This window comes from Pirellulales bacterium, from assembly GCA_019636335.1.
Classification (GTDB): domain Bacteria; phylum Planctomycetota; class Planctomycetia; order Pirellulales; family JAEUIK01; genus JAHBXR01.
In genome coordinates this window covers 282,028-299,161 of record JAHBXR010000002.1, presented here as the reverse complement: position 1 = coordinate 299,161, position 17,134 = coordinate 282,028, and the positions used below count along the sequence as shown (strand labels likewise).

The following is a 17,134-nucleotide window of genomic DNA, read 5'->3' as shown; positions in this document are numbered from 1 at the left end:
GTCGACACGCAGGGCACCGGTGCGTTGCACGGCTACTGCTACGTGAATCAGAGCATGCCGCCGAGCCGTTTCGCCCGAGTCAAACCGAGGGATCGTCTCCGCCGGGGAACCTCACCGCGCGGTCGCGTGCAGCGACCGAGTTCAGATCGACGTCGGCCCGGGAAGCGCGTTGGCCGGGCGGCAAGAAGAAGAGACGATGCGCCGAACGGCATCGGCACCGCGGATGATGGCAGAAACGCGGTGACGATCTGTTGAACGTCGTCTCAAGAAATGGTCATTAGCAGAGCAGGTAGAGCCAGGATGTGCAGATCTGCCCGTTGCCCCAGCAGGGCAAAGTTCGTGCCAGCCTGCCAACAACGCACGAAGTGCAAAAACCGCGTGTTTTTGCCCCCACTTTCGGCGACCGCTTGCGCTGCATGTCGAATGTGTCGACACAGCACGTCGACTCGATCGACAACACCCCCTCGGACGAAGGAGACCGAGACACAGGCACAAATGCTTGTTCGTGGCCACCCGTGGGGGGTATCCTAGAGGTCTCTCATACATGCCACCTGCCCATCTTGGCCCTTGCCCACCTTCGAGGAGAGACTTGCGTGTCTCGTGCGAGTTTCATCCTGCCGGGAATCGTCGCCGTAGCGTTGTGGGCCAGCGCCGCGCCGCCCCGTGTTGGCGCGGCGCCGCCGGTCGACTACCTGCGCGATGTGCGTCCGATCCTGGCGCGAAACTGTTTCAACTGCCACGGACCGGATGACGGCTCGCGGCAGGCCGGACTGCGACTCGACGATGCCGAGCATGCCGGCGCCGAGTTGCCGAGCGGCGAGCGGGCAATCGTGCCGGGCAAGCCTGACGAAAGTGAATTGCTCGCCCGGATTACCGCGAACGACACCTCACTCGCGATGCCCCCCGAGGAGATGGGGCGGCGTCTGACGGAGTCGGAAGTCGAGACCTTGCGGCGCTGGATCGCCGCCGGGGCCCCCTATGCGAAGCATTGGGCCTATGTCGCGCCGGTGCGACCTGCGCTGCCGCACGTCCGTCACGAACAATGGCCGCAGGGAGCGATCGACGCGTTCGTCCTGGCCCGGCTCGAAGAGGAAGGGCTCGCGCCGAGCGAACCGGCCGATCGCTCGACCTTGTTGCGGCGAGTGACGCTCGACCTGACGGGCCTCCCTCCGACCCCCGAAGAGGTAACCGCCTTCGACGGGGATGCGAGCGACGACGCCTATGAAAAGGTGATCGATCGTCTCCTGGCCTCGCCCGCGTACGGCGAACGCTGGGGGGCGCTCTGGCTCGATCTGGCACGCTACGCCGATTCGCAGGGCTACGCCCCCGACGGTCCGCGCACCATCTGGCGCTGGCGCGACTGGGTGATCGAGGCGCTCAACGCGAACATGCCGTACGATCGTTTCACGCTCGAGCAACTGGCGGGCGACCTGCTGCCAGGGGCCACCACGTCACAGATCGTGGCGACGGGATTCCATCGCAACACGCAACTCAACACCGAAGGGGGCGTGAATCTGGAAGAGTTCCGCCACGCCGCCGTGGTGGACCGCGTGAACACCACGTTTGCCGTGTGGATGGGGACGACGATGGCCTGCGCCCAGTGCCACAATCACAAGTACGATCCCTTCTCGCAGCGCGAGTATTACCAGGTCTTTTCGATCTTCAACAACACCGACGATTTCAACACCGACGAACCGACGATCGAAGTGGCCGCGGCAGGAAGCGACGCGGAGTTCGCGCAGACGAAGAACGAGCTCGCCGTCGCGCAGGCCGCCTGGGATGCCGCCACCCAGGTGCGCGACGAGCAACAGCCGGCCTGGGAGCAAGCGGTGGCGGCCGATGTGCTTCCCAAGGAAATCGGCGAGATTCTCGCCATTGCGGCGGATCAACGAGACAAGGCCCAACGGCAAAAGCTCCAGTCGCATCACCGCGAGTTGTCGGAAGAATGGAAGCAGCTCGACAAACGGCTCCGTGCGGCGAAGAAGCAGCACGCCACGGTCAGCACAACGGTGCCCATCATGCGTGACGGGACGCCGCGTCCCAGCTTCGTTTATCACCGCGGCGAGTTTCTCAGCCCCGGCGATCCGGTGACCCCCGGCACGCCTGCCGTGCTGCACGCGGCCCCGGCCGAGACGAAGCTCGACCGCCTGGGGTTGGCACAGTGGATCGTGTCGCCCGACAATCCGCTCACGGCGCGCGTCGCGGTGAATCGACTCTGGCAGGAGTTGTTCGGGATCGGACTGGTCGAAACGGCCGAAGAATTCGGCATGCAGGGAGATCCGCCGTCGCATCCCGAGTTGCTCGACTGGTTGGCGGTCGAGTATCGCGAGAGTGGCTGGGACACGAAGCGTCTGCTCAAGCAACTGGTCATGTCGGCGACGTATCGGCAATCGTCGAAACTGCATCCCGAGCTGGCCACGCGCGATCCTTACAATCGCCTGCTTGCGCGGGGACCGCGCGTGCGTCTGGCGGCCGAGACGATCCGCGATCAGGCCCTGGCCATCTCGGGCTTGTTGAGCAAGAAGATGTTTGGCCCGCCCGTCCAACCGCAGCAACCCTCCTTCGGACTGGCGGCCGCCTTCGGCAGCAGCACGGATTGGGAGACGAGCCAAGGCGAGGACGCCCATCGCCGCGCGATCTACACGCGCTGGCGGCGCAACCTGCCTTACCCTTCGCTCGTGGCGTTCGACGCGCCGGAACGAAACGTCTGCTCGCTGCGCCGCATGCGCACGAACACGCCACTGCAGGCGCTTGTCACGCTGAATGACCCGGTGTTCGTCGAGTGCGCCCAGGCGCTGGCTCGCCGCGTGCTGGCGGATACGGGAGCAACCACGGCGGAACGCACCGCTCGCGCGATCCGGCTCGCCGTCGGTCGCGCGGCCACCCCGGAAGAGACGGACCGACTCGTGGCGCTCTTCGACCAGGCGCAGGCGTCACTTGCAAGTGATGAGGCCAAGGCCACGGCGCTGGCCACGAATCCGATGGGGCCGCTGCCCGCGGGAATGAATCCCATCGAGGCGGCCGCCTGGACCGTAGTGGCAAACGTGGTGCTGAATCTCGATGAAACGCTGACCAAACCGTGAGAGACGCGATGCACCCTCTGGCGATCGAACAACTGGCCGCGCGGACGCGCCGGCACTTTCTGCGCGATTCGGCCTGCGCCCTGGGGAGCATCGCCCTGGCCCTGCTCGAAGCAGGGCCCGTTCGCGCCGCGACGCTCGATGCGGCCGACGAAGTCGATCCCTTTCTGCCGAAGCCGGGACACTTCGCACCGCGAGCGAAGAATGTGATCTTCCTCTCGATGTCGGGGGGGCCACCCCATCTCGATCTGCTCGATTACAAACCGGAACTCGTCCGCCGCGACAGCGAAGATTGCCCCGAGTCGCTCACCAAGGGGAAGCAATTCGCCTTCACCTCCGGCACGCCGAAGTTGCTCGGCACGCGGCAGAAGTTTGCGCAGCACGGCCAGAGCGGCGCGTGGTTCTCCGCGGCGCTGCCGAAGATCTCGGCCATCGCCGACGAGCTGACGATCGTCAAGTCGGTCTGGACCGAGCAGTTCAACCACGGTCCGGCCGAGCTCTTGCTGTACACGGGTTTCCCCCGGGCGCAGGGGCGGGCGTCGCTCGGCTCGTGGGTCACGTACGGTCTCGGCTCGGAGAATCGCGATCTGCCCGGCTACATCGTGTTCGTCTCGGGTCGTTCGCTCCCCAGCGCGGGCAAGGTGGCCTGGGGCAGCGGATTTCTGCCGTCGGTGTATCAGGGGGTGCAATGCCGCACGGGGGGCGATCCCGTACTGTACCTGTCGAATCCCGAGGGGATGGATCGCTCGCTGCGGCGGATGAGCCTCGACGCGCTGGCCGAATTGAATCAGATCGAGGGGGCCAGACTCGGCCAGCCCGAGACGCAGACGCGAATCGCCCAATACGAGATGGCCTACCGCATGCAGACGGTGGTGCCGGAGACGATGGACATCAGCCGCGAGCCGGCGCACGTGATCGCGGCCTACGGGGCCGAGCCCGGCGCGGCGAGCTTCGCGAACAACTGCCTGCTGGCCCGGCGTCTCGTCGAACGGGGCGTGCGTTTCGTGCAGCTCTTCGACTGGGGTTGGGACTTCCACGGCACGAGCGCCGACCAGGAAATCGAGGGGGGGCTCATCAAACGTTGCCAGCCCATGGACCAGGCCGTGGCCGCGCTGATTACCGATCTCAAGCAGCGGGGACTGCTCGACGAAACGCTCGTCGTCTGGACGGGCGAGTTCGGCCGCACCCCCTTCCGCGAGGGACGCACCAAGGACGGCAAGCTCCTGGGACGCGACCATCACCCCTTTTCGAATTCGATGTTCATGGCCGGCGGTGGGCTGAAACGGGGCGTTTCGTACGGAGCCACCGACGAACTCGGCTGGGCGCCGGTCGAAAAGCCGGTCCACCCGCACGATCTGCAGGCCACCATCTTGCACCTGCTGGGCCTCGACCACACGCGGCTCACCTACCGCTTCCAAGGTCGCGACTTCCGCCTGACCGACGTCCGCGGCGAGGTGCTGCACGAGTTGATCGCGTAGCTTACCCCCACGAATGGTAACCTGGGCAAGGAACTCATCTTGCAACTCGCCCGCCACTCGGAGAGTATTATCCCTAGCTGCGCGGCAGAGGTTCTTGGCGCAGCGACCGACATTCGTCTGTCGGGTAACCGCTCGTCGCTCTGCGGTCCCCTCGCTGTTCGCGGAGTTCGAAGAGCGGCGGTTCCTCTTCGCCCCATTTCTCCCACCACTCGGGTGTGATCCATGAAGACGATGCACGGATTGGCGTTCCTCGCGTTGTTCGTTGCGACTCCGGCCTGGGGCGCCAAGCCCGAGACTGTACCGCCTGCGGCTGGCAAGGCCGATCTGCGGTTTTATAAGCCGCTCGATCTGGCGGGCAAGACGGTCTCGCTGGTCGAGAATGAGCGCCGCGCCGGCACCGCGTTTGTCTTCATCTCGTCCGAGTGCCCCATCGCCCGGCAGTACATTCCCGAGCTGAATCGCATCGCGGCCTCAGCCGCTGCCGAAAAGGTACACCTGATCGGCGTTCTCTCCGATCGCTCGGTGAGCCGTGCTGCTGCCAAGGCGTTTGCCGACGAGTTCAAGATCGGCTTTCAGGTAGTCTTCGACGCGTCGGGCGAGCTGGCCGAAATGCTACGGCCGACGCACGTGCCGCAGGCCTTCGTGATGAACCCGAAGGGTGAGATCGTCTATCGCGGCCGCATCGACGATCTTTATGCCGCCGTCGGCAAGCGACGTCCCGCCCCCACCACGCATAACCTGCTCGATGCGATGACGGCGCTGGCTGAAGGCCAGACGATCGCGGTCGCCTCGACCGAGACGATTGGCTGCCCCTTCGAGAAGCGAGCCACACTGCCCGCCGACGGCGCCGTGACGTACAACCGCGACATCGCGCCGATCCTGTTCGCGCAGTGTGCCGAGTGTCACCGACCAGGCGAAGTCGCTCCCTTTCCGCTGCTGACCTATGACGACGCCGCCAAGCGGGCCGACTTTCTGGCCGAGATCACCAGCGCCGGCACCATGCCTCCCTGGCAGGCCGAACTGGGACATGGTGCCTTCCTCGACGAGCGCCGGCTGACGGAACGCGAGATCGAGCTGCTCAGGACCTGGGCCTCCTCGGGCACTCCGCGCGGCGACGAGGCCGACCTGCCTCCCCAGCCCGAGTTCGCCAGCGGCTGGCGGCTGGGCACGCCCGACGTGGTGCTCGAAGCGCCCACCACGGTGACCGTGCCGGCCGACGGGGGCGATCTCTTCCATCACTGGGTGCTGCCGATCGAGATCCCCGAGGACAAGACGCTCGTGGGCATCGAGTTCCGCCCGGGCAATCCCGCGGTTGTGCATCACGCGATCATCGGGCTCGACACGACGGGGGGCTCGCGGCGCCGCGACGAGGAGACGCCCGAGCCGGGCTATCGTTCGTCGGGCTCGATCGAAGGTTCGATGTCGGCCTTTCTGGGCGTGTGGACGCCGGGGATGACCCCCCGTTTTTATCCCGAGGACGTCGGCTATCGCATTCCCCAAAAGTCCGACGTGCTCTTGCAGCTCCACCTGCATCCCAGCGGCAAGGAAGAGGTCGACCAGTCGCGCGTCGGCCTGTACTTTGCCGACAAGCCCAAGGAAAAGATGAAGACGCAGTCGATGTTCGTCACGGGCTCGCTGGTCGTGGCGATTCCACCGGGCGAATCGCGGCACAAGATCGAGACCTCGTTCAAGCTGCCGACCGACCTGACGTTGAACTCGGTCTTCCCCCACCTGCATCTGATCGGCAAAGAGGTAAAGGTGACCGCCACGTATCCTTCGGGCGAAACGGAATCGCTGATCTGGATCAAGGACTGGAAGTTCTATTGGCAGGACGTCTACGTCTACAAGGAAGCCAAGGTGCTGCCCAAGGGGACCGAGGTGCAGATCGAGGCCTGGTACGACAACTCGGCCGATAATCCTCACAATCCGAGCACGCCGCCGAAGGAAGTCCTCTTCGGCAACGACAGCGACGACGAGATGTGCTTCATCCTCTTCCAGACGGTGAGCGAGGATGACAACATCATGCAGAAGCTCGCGCCGGCGATGATGATGAGCTTCATGAAGCAGTGGCGCAACGCTGACCTGACGGAAGAGCAGCGTGCGCACATCGCGGACGAAGCGGTGAAGCTCTTCGGCGGCGGGGGCGAAACGGGCCCAGGGCAAGGCCGCCGCGGCGGCGAAATGTTCCGCCGCCTGCTGATGCAAGACAGCGGCAAGAAGGACACGCAAGAGAAGTCGGAAAAGCAGCAGGATGAGGCCCAGTCAGAGCCAAGGGCGGAAGCCAGCGGGGGCTGAGCGTTATCTCATCAACTCCTCTGCCCGTGCGATCTCGCCGCACGCATAAAGCGCAACGCCGACGAAGATCGCGAGGCAGCGACTCGAGAAGTTCCGCATGGGACTTTGGCTGCGTTTAGGCCGTGTGCAACACCGGGCTGCCCGATTCGACGACGAACGAGGCGCGGGTTACCAGCGGGGCGCCTGGTTTGTTCGTGTAGTCCACTCCCTGGTAGTCGGTGCGCCATTGCTGCGGCGTGACCTGGCAACTGACGTAGCCGCGCTGCTGATTGTGGTACTTGACGAAGGGATTCTCGGCGTAAAGCGCCGGCAGGTACTTGGGCGTGGGATCGCCGTTGCCGCTCGACGAGATCGACGTGCCGACGAACTCCGTGCCGACGACGGCCGAATCGAGATCGTCGAAGTCGGCGATCAGCTCGTTCGCCCAACTGCTGTGAATGTCGCCCGTCAGCACGACCGGGTTCTTGACCTTGCTGTCGTAGAAGTGCTTCAGCACGCGGCGGCGATCCCCTTCGTAGCCGGGCCACTGATCCATGGCAAAGATGCGTTCTTCGCCGGGCCGGCGGTCGGCGCGGGCCATCATCACCTGCTGCGCCAGGATGTTCCAATTCGTCGGCGAAGAGGTCAGCCCCTCGAAGAGCCACTGGCGCTGCGCTGCGCCCAGCATGGTGCGGCTGGGATCGAGGGCCTCGGGGCATTGATCTTTGCCGCCGTCGCCGCACGGTTGGTCGCTGCGATACTGCCGCGTGTCGAGGATCCAGAAATTGGCCAGGTCGCCGAAGGCCACCTGCCGGTAAAGGGACATCATGGGCCCCTCGGGCAACGACGACTTGCGCAAGGGCATGTGCTCGTAGTAGGCCTTGTAGGCACGTGCCCGCTGCGCGAGGAAGTTCTCGACCGTGGTCCCCTTCTCCGAGATCCCGTCGGCGTAGTTATTCTCGACCTCGTGGTCGTCCCAGGTCACCAGCCACGGCGCGGCGGCATGCATGGCCTGCAGGTGGGGATCGGTCTTGTACTGAGCGTGGCGGTTGCGATAGTCGCTGAGCGAATCGAGCTTGGGTCCCACGTGCTTGCGAACACCGCCGTCGCGGCCGGGCCCTTCGTAGATGTAGTCCCCCAGGTGAATCACCAGGTCGAGGGGCTCGCGGACCATGTGCTCGTAGGCGGTGTACAGGCCCGACTCGAAGTGCTGGCACGACGCGAAGGCGAAACGCAGTCGTTCCGGCGTCGTGCCGACGGCGGGGGCGGTGCGCGTGCGCCCCTTCGGGCTGGTGTCGTTCCCCACCTTGAACTGGTACCAGTACCAGCGATCGGGCTGGAGGCCGTCGACCTCGACGTGGACCGAGTGCCCCCAGTCGGGCACGGCCGGGGTCTTGCCTTCTTGGACGATCTTCGTCATCTGCTCGTCGTCCGCCACCTGCCACGAGACTTCGACCGCCTCGTCCGGCATGCCGCCCCCTTCGAGCGGTTTCGGCGCCAGCCGCGTCCAGAGGACCACACCGGTCGACGAGGGATCACCCGAGGCGACGCCCAACTGGAAGGGATGATCGGCCAGCTTCGGAAAGCGTCGCGTGACGCCCGTCGCGCGCGACGACCAGAGTGCGGCGGCAGAAAGTGAACCGGTGGCGAGCAGAAACGAACGACGATCCATGTGGCGATACTCCAGTGCGATCAAGTCGCGGCGTTACGGTGGCGCTGTCCCGCCGCTACGAGGTTCTACCGTCGAAAGAGTTGGGCAATGGTGGCAGTTCTAAGGCACCCCACGGCGGCTGTCAAAAAAACAGACGTGCCCCGACAGCGTAACGGGACCACGTCAAGAAACGATGAAGCGAATATACGCTGGCACTCATTTTTACTCGGGCCGATCTCTCGTGCGGCGTGCAGGTCACTGTGGCACTTTGATGAGCCACACCTCGGCGATCTGACAACCGCGTCCCGGTCCGCCACGTCCTGGCTCGGCCGTCCAGACGAGCGTGAGCGAGCCCAGGGCCGTGGCCGCGGGGGGAATATCGAACTCGAGCGGCTTCAACGGATTCGGCTTGGCAAGGTAGGGATGTATCTCGACGCCATCGTCGGTGGCAAGCTGCACCTTCACCGTGCGATTTTCGCCGCCGTAGACGACACGCACTTTGTAACGCGCCTGCGGATCGAGCGTCGGGTAGTGCATTTTCACCTGCGTGTCGTACAAGCCATCGACATGGGTACACCACGAAAGGCGCCAGTTCGGCAGGTTGTGGAAGCCGACGGTCGTATGTTCGAGGAAGCCGGGATCTTCGGCGTACTTATCCTCGCGCACCACATGGGGCATCTGCTGCGGATTGCCCGTGTCGTCGTAGAAACCGCCTGGGCCTGGATCGGTCCAGTGGACGAGCCCGTCGATCGCCTCGAGCCGCTCGCGTTCCCCCTCGAGCAGGCGGATTTCGGCGAACTGCTCGGCGAGCCAGAGGCGGTTGTTCAGCGGCACGTCGATCGTATCGAGCGAGGCCCCGCGACCGACGTCGATCGCCTGATAGCGTTCGACGGAAAGCTGCATGCGAATGCTCTGGAAGAGGGCCTCGGCCAACTCGTACACGCGGGCGCGCAGGTCGGCGGCCACCGGTTCGGTAACGGCACGCGACAGGATGGCCTCGGCGCGGTCGAGTGCGGCCGCACTGCCGACGGTGCGCGCCGTAGCGAGGGCGGCCGTGGCCTCTTCTTCGAGCAGTGTCTCGTAAGTTAGTCGCCGATGCAGGTAGGCATCGTAGTAGGCGCGGTACAGCGCCTGCTGAAAACGCCAGTTGGCGCGCTGTGCGGGCGACGCGCGGCGTTCCATGTCCTGGAACTGCGCCAGCGTATTCAACACGTTGTCATTCACCAGGAGCGGGCCGCGCCAGTTCTGCTCGAGCGCGAGCAACCCCTGGGCAAAATCGTTGGCCATGTCGGGGCCGATGAAATAGCGGCCAAAATCGCGCAGCGTGGCGCCGACATTCGCCTCGGGATCCCAGCCCAAGATGCTCCACACCGCCTTGTTCACGTCGTCGTTGCAACCTTCGGAGTAGGTGATGAAGCCGATCGATTCACTCAGATACGCGCGGAAGATGGTCGCTTCATCCTGCGGACGCGGGTTGATCGGCTCGCGCGCGAGTGTCCGCGCGTACGCAAGATCCCAATCGGGCACGGGATACTCGCAGCGCATGCTGTGCGTGATGTCGGGATAACGGCGAATCGGGTAGCGCGAGGGAAGCGCCGCGCGGAGCTTCGGCAGGCTGACGCGCGTCTGCGGGCCGTAGACCACTCCGGCCAGCCATTCCGGCTCGGCTGCCAGCAGCTTCATCAAGTCGTCCCATGCTTCCTGGGTGAAGCTTTGCACGGAGATCCACGTCTGTGCGCCGGGGTGCAGCTTGCGCAACTGCGCGCTTTGCTTTTCGAGGAGCGCCAGGAGTTCTCGCGGCGGCGAGTCGCCCGGATCGCCGGTGGGCACCATGATGGCGTCGACGCGCGGCAGGCTGCCAAGCACCTCGCCCCATTCCTGGAGCGAACGCTCGACCACCTCGGGCTGCGAGTAATCGCCGTCGAGCGCAGGATACCAGATCCACACGTCCAGCCCATAGTCGGCGGCAAGCTGCGACATGCCGGCCATCATCTCGAGCTTGGGCCGAGGGAAATGGGGACCGTCGTCGTCATCGTCCGAGCGCGGCGGAATCAACTCGATGGCATTCGCGCCGAAGATGGCCAGATCGCGAATGTACTGCTCCCATTGCGGCAGATCCCAGGCATCGTAGGAGTTCGTTTTCGGTCGATAGCCGAGTTGATGGCCGCGAATCGGATAGGCCGGGGCCGTGGTGACGTTGAGCGGCAGGGGGAGCGTCACGCTGCCACGCCGCATCTCGAGCGAACGCAGCAGATGCCCGACGCCGAATAGGACACCACGCGAATCGTTGCCGGCGATGATGACTTGAGCCGCCGCGTCTGCTTTGTCAGCCGTCGAGCGCAGCGTGTAGCCTTCGGCAGGTGATGGTGCATTCGCAGGCGGAAGCTGGGACGCCGCGACGCCCACGATGCCTGCGAGTTTCTCGCGCGAACCGACGAGAATCGTGGCCGCCATGGAATCGGCAGCAAGCTGATGTGCGATGCTCCAGCGCACGCCGCTTCGCTTCCACACCTCGTCGACGAGCATCTCGACTGCCTTGCGAGCGGGCGGATCGAGATCCTGCGGAACGATCAGCTGCGCCTTCGTCAGATCGATGGGAGACGTGTCCTTGTCATCGGCGACAACACGCTTGGAACCATCAACGAGCGCGAACACGAGAAGTGCCGCCGTCAGCGCTCCGCAGAACCATCGACGATCCATGAACCATCCGCCTGTCTTGACCAATCAGCCCGCTCACGAATACCCGAGATTGGCCCATTGCAGCCTCCCTCCGTAGACAATTCAAGGAATTCACACCAGAAAGATAGAAAACCACGAAAATCAGCAAGAATGATTACCTCTTCGCGTCTTCGCGGTAAAAAGAGATCACCGCGAAGACGCGAAGGATTCCGGAGGTTGAGTGAACCGCTGGTTTTTCGACCAACGTTCGCGTTTGAGTTGCTGATGAGGATTGTCATGAGTGAAATGATGGACGTACTCGTGGTGGGGGCTGGGCCCGTGGGCTTGATGACGGCGGCCGAGCTGCACCGGCATGGCGTTCGCTGCCGTCTCATTGAGCGGCTCTTAGAGCCATCGCCCCACTGCAAGGCGCTGGGGATCACGCCACGCACGCTCGAGGTGTGGGACGACCTGGCCATCGTCCACCAGGCCCTGACGGCGGGCATGGGACTGCGCGGGCTCGTGAACATCGCCAATGGCACCGACATGGAGATCTCCAGCGCCGCGCTCCCCGAGGGGGCATACGGCTTTCTCACCCTCGCCCAGTACGACGCCGAACAGATTCTGGCCGAACATCTCGGTACGCTCGCTGGAGGCGCCGAGCGTGGTGTCGAGTTGGTCTCGCTCGCCCAGACAGAAGACCTGGTCACCGTCGGCTTGAAGCACCTCGACGGATCGGTAGAGACCGTACAGGCAAAATATGTCGTCGGCTGCGACGGCGGACGGAGTGCCGTGCGGCACGCACTCGACCTCCACTTCGAGGGGGAGCATTACGCGCAGGTCTTCATGCTGGCCGATATCGACATCGATTGGACGCTCGAGCGCGGGTATGGGTACAAGCTGGCCCGTATCGAAAAAGGGGAGTTTCGCGGCGCGGGCGCGTGCATACCCGTGCCCGGCGATTCGCGGCGTTATCGCTTCAGCACGGTCGCTCCCGAGGAAATGCTACCCCAGGATCTCACGACCAGCGGCCAGGCTCACTGGGCGAGCGACGAGGGCCCACCACTCGAGGCGATTCAGGAGATGCTCGACTATCTGTACCCGGCGGGAGCCAAGGCGAGCAACCTGCGGTGGTCGTCGTTCTATCGCATCAGCCATCGCCTGGTGCCGCGTTACAGCTTGGGGCGAGTGTTTCTCGCGGGAGACGCGGCCCACTTGCACCCACCGCTCGGCGGACAAGGCATGAACGCTGGTTTACAGGACGCCTACAACCTGGCGTGGAAGCTGGCGCTGGCCGTGCGGGGCCGCGCGGCCGACAAACTGCTCGACAGTTATCACGCGGAGCGGCACGAGATCGGCCGGCAGATCGTCGAACGCACGACCGCGCGGATGAATCGCGTGATGGAAGGAGACGTCGACGAACAGGAGCCACTGCGCGAAGATTCGCAACTGTGGCTCCATTACCGCGATAGCCCTTGGGTGGCCAACGAACCGGCCGATGCCGCTGAGCGCTGGGCAGGACCGCTGGCCGGAGATCGCGCGCCCGACGTGACCGGTCTGCGGCGTCCTTATGTGCGTCACGACGAGCGGCTGTTCGACCTGCTGCGCGGGCCACGGCACACGCTGTTGCTCTATTCCAGCGAATCGTCACCGGTTGAAGATGGCGAACGCTTCCTCGCGCTGGCCACAGAACTGCGGGCCCGGTATGGAAGCCTGGTCCAGGTTCTCGCAATCGTGCATGCGGATAGCGATGTGCTCGCACTCGAAGGGTTGCCGATGTTGAGCGACGGCCGCAACGAATTCGCACACGTCTATGTTCCGCAAAGCGGATCGGGCTTTCTCGTGCGGCCGGATGGCTATGTGGGCTATCGCGCGGAAGCAATCGACCATGAGCGACTGTTCCGATATCTAGCCGGCGTGCTTCGCGCATCATAGCCGACGTTCTGTACAGCGGAAGGACGGAACGACAAACTCAAGCCATGGAAGAGACGCTGTTCGAGGCCGTTCGCCAAGAATATCGCCAGCTTGCTCCCTCGTACGACCAGCGGTGGCGGAGCTACCTGGCACGGACCGCCGAAGAAACGCTGGCGCATCTAGATCCACTACCACAAGCTCGGGTACTCGACGTTGGTTGCGGCACGGGCTATGTGCTGGCGAAGCTTGCGGAGCGCGAGCCGACCATCCGTGCCGTGGGAATCGATCCCAGCGCCGAGATGTTGCACCTCGCGCGACAACGGGATCTCCCCCAAGCTTCGTTTCTGGAAGGGGTGGCCGAGAACATCCCTCTCGCCGACGCGTCGGTCGATACGGTCCTGTCGACGAGCGCGTTTCACTTCTGGTACGACCCCAACCGGGGACTGCAGGAGATCCGGCGTGTCTTGCGACCGGGGGGACAACTCGTGCTGACCGACTGGTGCGACGATTTTCTCACCTGCCGGCTAGGCACGTGGTGGCTGCGGATCATCGGACGGCCACAGAATGCCGTTCTCGGCAGCAGGGCCTGTGCCGCACTGGTGCGTCAGGCAGGGTTCGTCGACGTTGCGATTCGCACCTTTCGCGCCGGATGGTGGTGGGGCATGATGGCCGCCTGCGGCCGTAAACCCGCGGATGGCTCACCCACAACGGCAGAGCGGCTATACTAGCGGGCGCGGTGTAACGAGCTGATTCGAGCGAGTGGTGCTCTCGTGCCGGTGTATTCTTATCTGACGATGACCGTCGGCAAGCGTGCCGGCGACAGTTTCCTGCTCGACCCTGCGCGCGAGAACCCGATCGGCCGCGGCACGGAATGCACGGTCGTGCTGAGCGATCCCCTCTGCTCGCGCATTCATGCCGTGCTTGTCCATGCGAACGGCACCTGGCACGTGCGCGACGCCGAGAGTCGCAACGGAACGTTCGTCAACGGTCAGAAGATCGACGAGGCGGCCCTCGTGCCCGGGCATCACGTGCGCGTGGGCTCGACCGAGTTCGCCTTTCAACAAAGTGCCCAGCCGCCGACTTCGACGGGCGATACCGACCCCGGCGTCACGCAGACGCTGGTCAAAGACTCGATCGTCGGGCCGAGCAACACGGCCAACCTGGCGATCGGCGCCATTCAAGATCTCGAACAGGCCCACGACCTGCTGCTGCTCTACCAGCTCAGCATCAAGCTGCTCGGTTGCGCCTCGCCGGACGAGGTGGTGCGCATTTCACTCGATCTGCTGCGCGACCGCACGAGCGCGTCGCTGGCGGCCTTTCTCTGGGTCAGCGACGACGGACGTCTCACGCCGAAGATGTTCCTGCCCGAGCAACCCTTGCGCGATTTGCCCTTGAGCGAATCGTTGACGCACCTGGTGCTGGCCGAAGGGCACGCCATCTGGATCGCCAGCCAGCGCGGCGGGGGCACGACCGACGAAACCCTGCGTCACTATGCCGACGCACTGTGCGTGCCTCTGCTCAACGGCACGAAAGTCGTTGGTGCGATTCACGCCTACCTCGAACATGGACGTTTCCGGCAGTCGCAGTTCGACTTCGCCATCTCGCTCGCCAACATCTCGGCGGTGGCCCTGGTGCGGGCGCGCCACGATGTCAGCGTGCAGACCGATTTGCAGCGGTTGAAGGAGAAATCGGCCGGCTTCGGCGAGCTGATCGGCGAAAGTCCGCCCATGCTCGAGCTCAAGTCGAAGATCGGCCGCTTGGGGCGCGCCACGGGTTGCGTGCTGGTGCGCGGCGAGAGTGGCGCCGGCAAAGAGCTTGTCGCCCGCGCGCTGCATCGCGCCAGCACGCGCGCCGATCGGCCGATGCTGTCGGTCAACTGCGCCGCGATTCCGGCCGACCTGATGGAGAGCCAACTCTTCGGCCACAAGGCAGGCTCCTTCACCGGGGCCGATCGCGATCACGTGGGCTATTTTCAGCAGGCCGACCTGGGCACGCTCTTTCTCGACGAAGTCGGCGAGATGACGTTGCAGGGGCAGGCCAAGCTGCTGCGCATCCTCGAAGGCCATCCCTTCCTGCCCGTGGGGGGCAACGAGGAAATCCGCGTCGACGTACGGATCATCGCCGCCACGAATCAGGACTTGCAGGCCTACGTGCGCGAGCGGAAGTTCCGCGAGGACCTTTATTATCGGTTGAGCGTGTTCGAGCTGTTCGTTCCCCCCTTGCGCGAGCGGGGCAGTGATGTTTCGCGGTTGATTGATTTCTTCCTCGAGCACTTCCGCCAGCAACACGGTCGCCCGCGGCTGGAACTCGCGGAAGAGGCAAAGCGCCGCCTGCTGGGATACAACTGGCCCGGCAACGTGCGTCAATTGCGCAACGTGATCGATAGTGCCGTCGTATTGGCGGCAGGCGATCGCATCGAGGCTGATGACCTGGGCCTGCGCGATCCACATGGCGGAGGGGGCTTCGATACGTTGCGCATCGATGACTGGGAACGCCGCCTGATTCGCGAAGCGCTCGATCGCAGCGACGGCAACGTGCCCGAGGCGGCCAAGCTATTGGGCATCGGCCGCGCCACGCTCTATCGTAAGATCGAGGAGTACGGCATCGATCGCAAGTAACGGCAGCCGACTTCTGAGCATGCTGCCTCACCGGATTTGAGCCGCACGGCGAAACTGCTAGCCCGTCTCGTTGGCATGGGCTACCATCAAGGGCTGCCCTACCCCAACCACCGCCATAGAAAACAACCCCGCCCGTACGACTCGCGACGAGGAGTTTTCTTCTATGCGTTTGTCTTTCGTCTCCGATGCCAGCGTGTGTGCGTTGGCGTTGTGTGCTATTTTGACGGCGAGCCCCCTCTCCTCGCACGCGGTCGAAGCGCAGGAGTGGACCCGCTTCCGCGGTCCGAATGGGACGGGCGTCGTCGAGTCGGCCGGAATCCCGGTCACCTGGACGGCCGACGATTACAACTGGGTGGCGAAGCTGCCGGGACTGGGCCACTCGTGCCCCGTGCTGTGGGGGGACCGCATCTTTCTCACGTCGGCTTCCGAAGACGGCACGACGCGCACCGCGATCTGTTTGGATACCACGGGCAAGATCCTGTGGACGAAGGAATACGACGGCTCGCCCCATACGAAGCACGAGCGGAACAGCTTCGCCACGCCCACGCCGGCCGTCGATGCCGACCATGTGTACGTCGCCTGGTCGTCGCCCGAGGAGTATGCCTTTATTGCGCTGGATCACGAAGGGAACGAAGTCTGGCGACGCAATCTGGGCTTGTTCAAGAGCCAGCATAGCTGCGGCACGTCCCCTGTCGTGTTCGAAGATCTGATCATCCTGGGCAACGATCAGGATGGCGAGAGTTTTCTGCTCGCTGTCGATCGGATGACGGGCAAGACCGTGTGGCAGACCCCTCGCAAGACTAATGTGGTGGCCTACTCCACGCCGTGCCTCTATCACCCCCCCAGCGGTCCGCCGGAATTGATCTTCAACAGCGGCGCGCACGGCATCACCAGCGTCGAGCCGTGGACCGGCAAGGTGAATTGGGAGATTTCCGTCTTCGACAAACGCTCGGTCAGCTCTCCCTACGTCGCCGCGGGATTGATCTTCGGCAGTTGCGGCTCGGGGGGCGGCGGCAACTATGTCGTGGCGGTGAAACCCGGCACGGCCGATGGCAAGGTCCAACCGGCCGAGGCCTATCGCATCGACAAATCGGCCCCCTATGTACCGACCGGCTTGGTACACGGTGATCGCGTCTTTCTCTGGGCCGACAATGGCGTGGTCACCTGCATCAACGCGGCCGACGGCGAAGTCGTGTGGCGCAAACGCGTCGGCGGAAATTTCTCGGGCTCGCCCATCTGCGTGAACGATCGACTCTACTGCGTCTCTGACGATGGTGAAGTCATGGTGCTCCGCGCCGGCGAGGAGTTCGAAGAACTGGGCAAGATCCCACTCGGCGAAGAATGCCGCAGCACGCCCGCCGTCGCGGACGGGCGGCTGTATATCCGCACGGTCTCGCAACTCTTCTCGATCGGCGGCAAGAAGTAGCCGCCACGCTGCGCCGGCGGAGAACAAACGAGCGG

General features: G+C 64.4%; 9 protein-coding genes. 7 read left to right on the top strand and 2 right to left on the bottom strand.

The genetic code is table 11. From position 1 onward, the window contains the following. The first annotated feature begins 593 nt into the window (after positions 1–593). The 3 genes from KF708_03350 to KF708_03340 all read left to right on the top strand — a co-directional run bounded on the left by KF708_03350 (position 594) and on the right by KF708_03340 (position 6,853). Entirely contained in the window at positions 594–3,083 is a 2,490-nt protein-coding gene (locus KF708_03350; protein MBX3411732.1) for a PSD1 domain-containing protein, read from the top strand. 8 nt (positions 3,084–3,091) lie between these two features. Continuing rightward, positions 3,092–4,558, top strand: coding sequence for a DUF1501 domain-containing protein (locus KF708_03345; GenBank protein MBX3411731.1), 1,467 nt, complete (start codon positions 3,092–3,094; stop codon positions 4,556–4,558). A gap of 222 nt (positions 4,559–4,780) precedes the next feature. Next, positions 4,781–6,853: a redoxin domain-containing protein gene (locus tag KF708_03340; GenBank protein MBX3411730.1), complete on the top strand. Its 2,073-nt coding sequence runs from the start codon at positions 4,781–4,783 to the stop codon at positions 6,851–6,853. Between the two features lie 115 nt (positions 6,854–6,968). On the opposite strand, the gene KF708_03335 is transcribed toward KF708_03340, so the two are convergent. Beyond that, entirely contained in the window at positions 6,969–8,504 is a 1,536-nt protein-coding gene (locus tag KF708_03335; GenBank protein ID MBX3411729.1) for an alkaline phosphatase D family protein, read from the bottom strand. 234 nt (positions 8,505–8,738) lie between these two features. Next, on the bottom strand, positions 8,739–11,183 hold the full coding sequence (locus KF708_03330; GenBank protein ID MBX3411728.1) for a hypothetical protein: 2,445 nt from the start codon (positions 11,181–11,183) through the stop codon (positions 8,739–8,741). A 255-nt stretch (positions 11,184–11,438) separates the two neighbouring features. On the opposite strand from KF708_03330, the gene KF708_03325 reads away from it, so the two are divergent. The 4 genes from KF708_03325 (at position 11,439) to KF708_03310 (ending at position 17,099) form a co-directional block, all read left to right on the top strand. Continuing rightward, on the top strand, positions 11,439–13,076 hold the full coding sequence (locus KF708_03325; protein MBX3411727.1) for an FAD-dependent monooxygenase: 1,638 nt from the start codon (positions 11,439–11,441) through the stop codon (positions 13,074–13,076). 44 nt (positions 13,077–13,120) lie between these two features. Next, positions 13,121–13,783 (top strand): methyltransferase domain-containing protein, encoded by a 663-nt coding sequence (locus KF708_03320; protein MBX3411726.1) that lies wholly within the window; start codon positions 13,121–13,123, stop codon positions 13,781–13,783. A gap of 66 nt (positions 13,784–13,849) precedes the next feature. Next, positions 13,850–15,673 (top strand): sigma 54-interacting transcriptional regulator, encoded by a 1,824-nt coding sequence (locus tag KF708_03315; GenBank protein MBX3411725.1) that lies wholly within the window; start codon positions 13,850–13,852, stop codon positions 15,671–15,673. 163 nt (positions 15,674–15,836) lie between these two features. Then, positions 15,837–17,099 carry a PQQ-binding-like beta-propeller repeat protein gene (locus tag KF708_03310; GenBank protein MBX3411724.1) on the top strand — a complete coding sequence of 421 codons (1,263 nt, stop codon included), beginning with the start codon at positions 15,837–15,839 and terminating at the stop codon, positions 17,097–17,099. Positions 17,100–17,134: the final 35 nt, after the last annotated feature.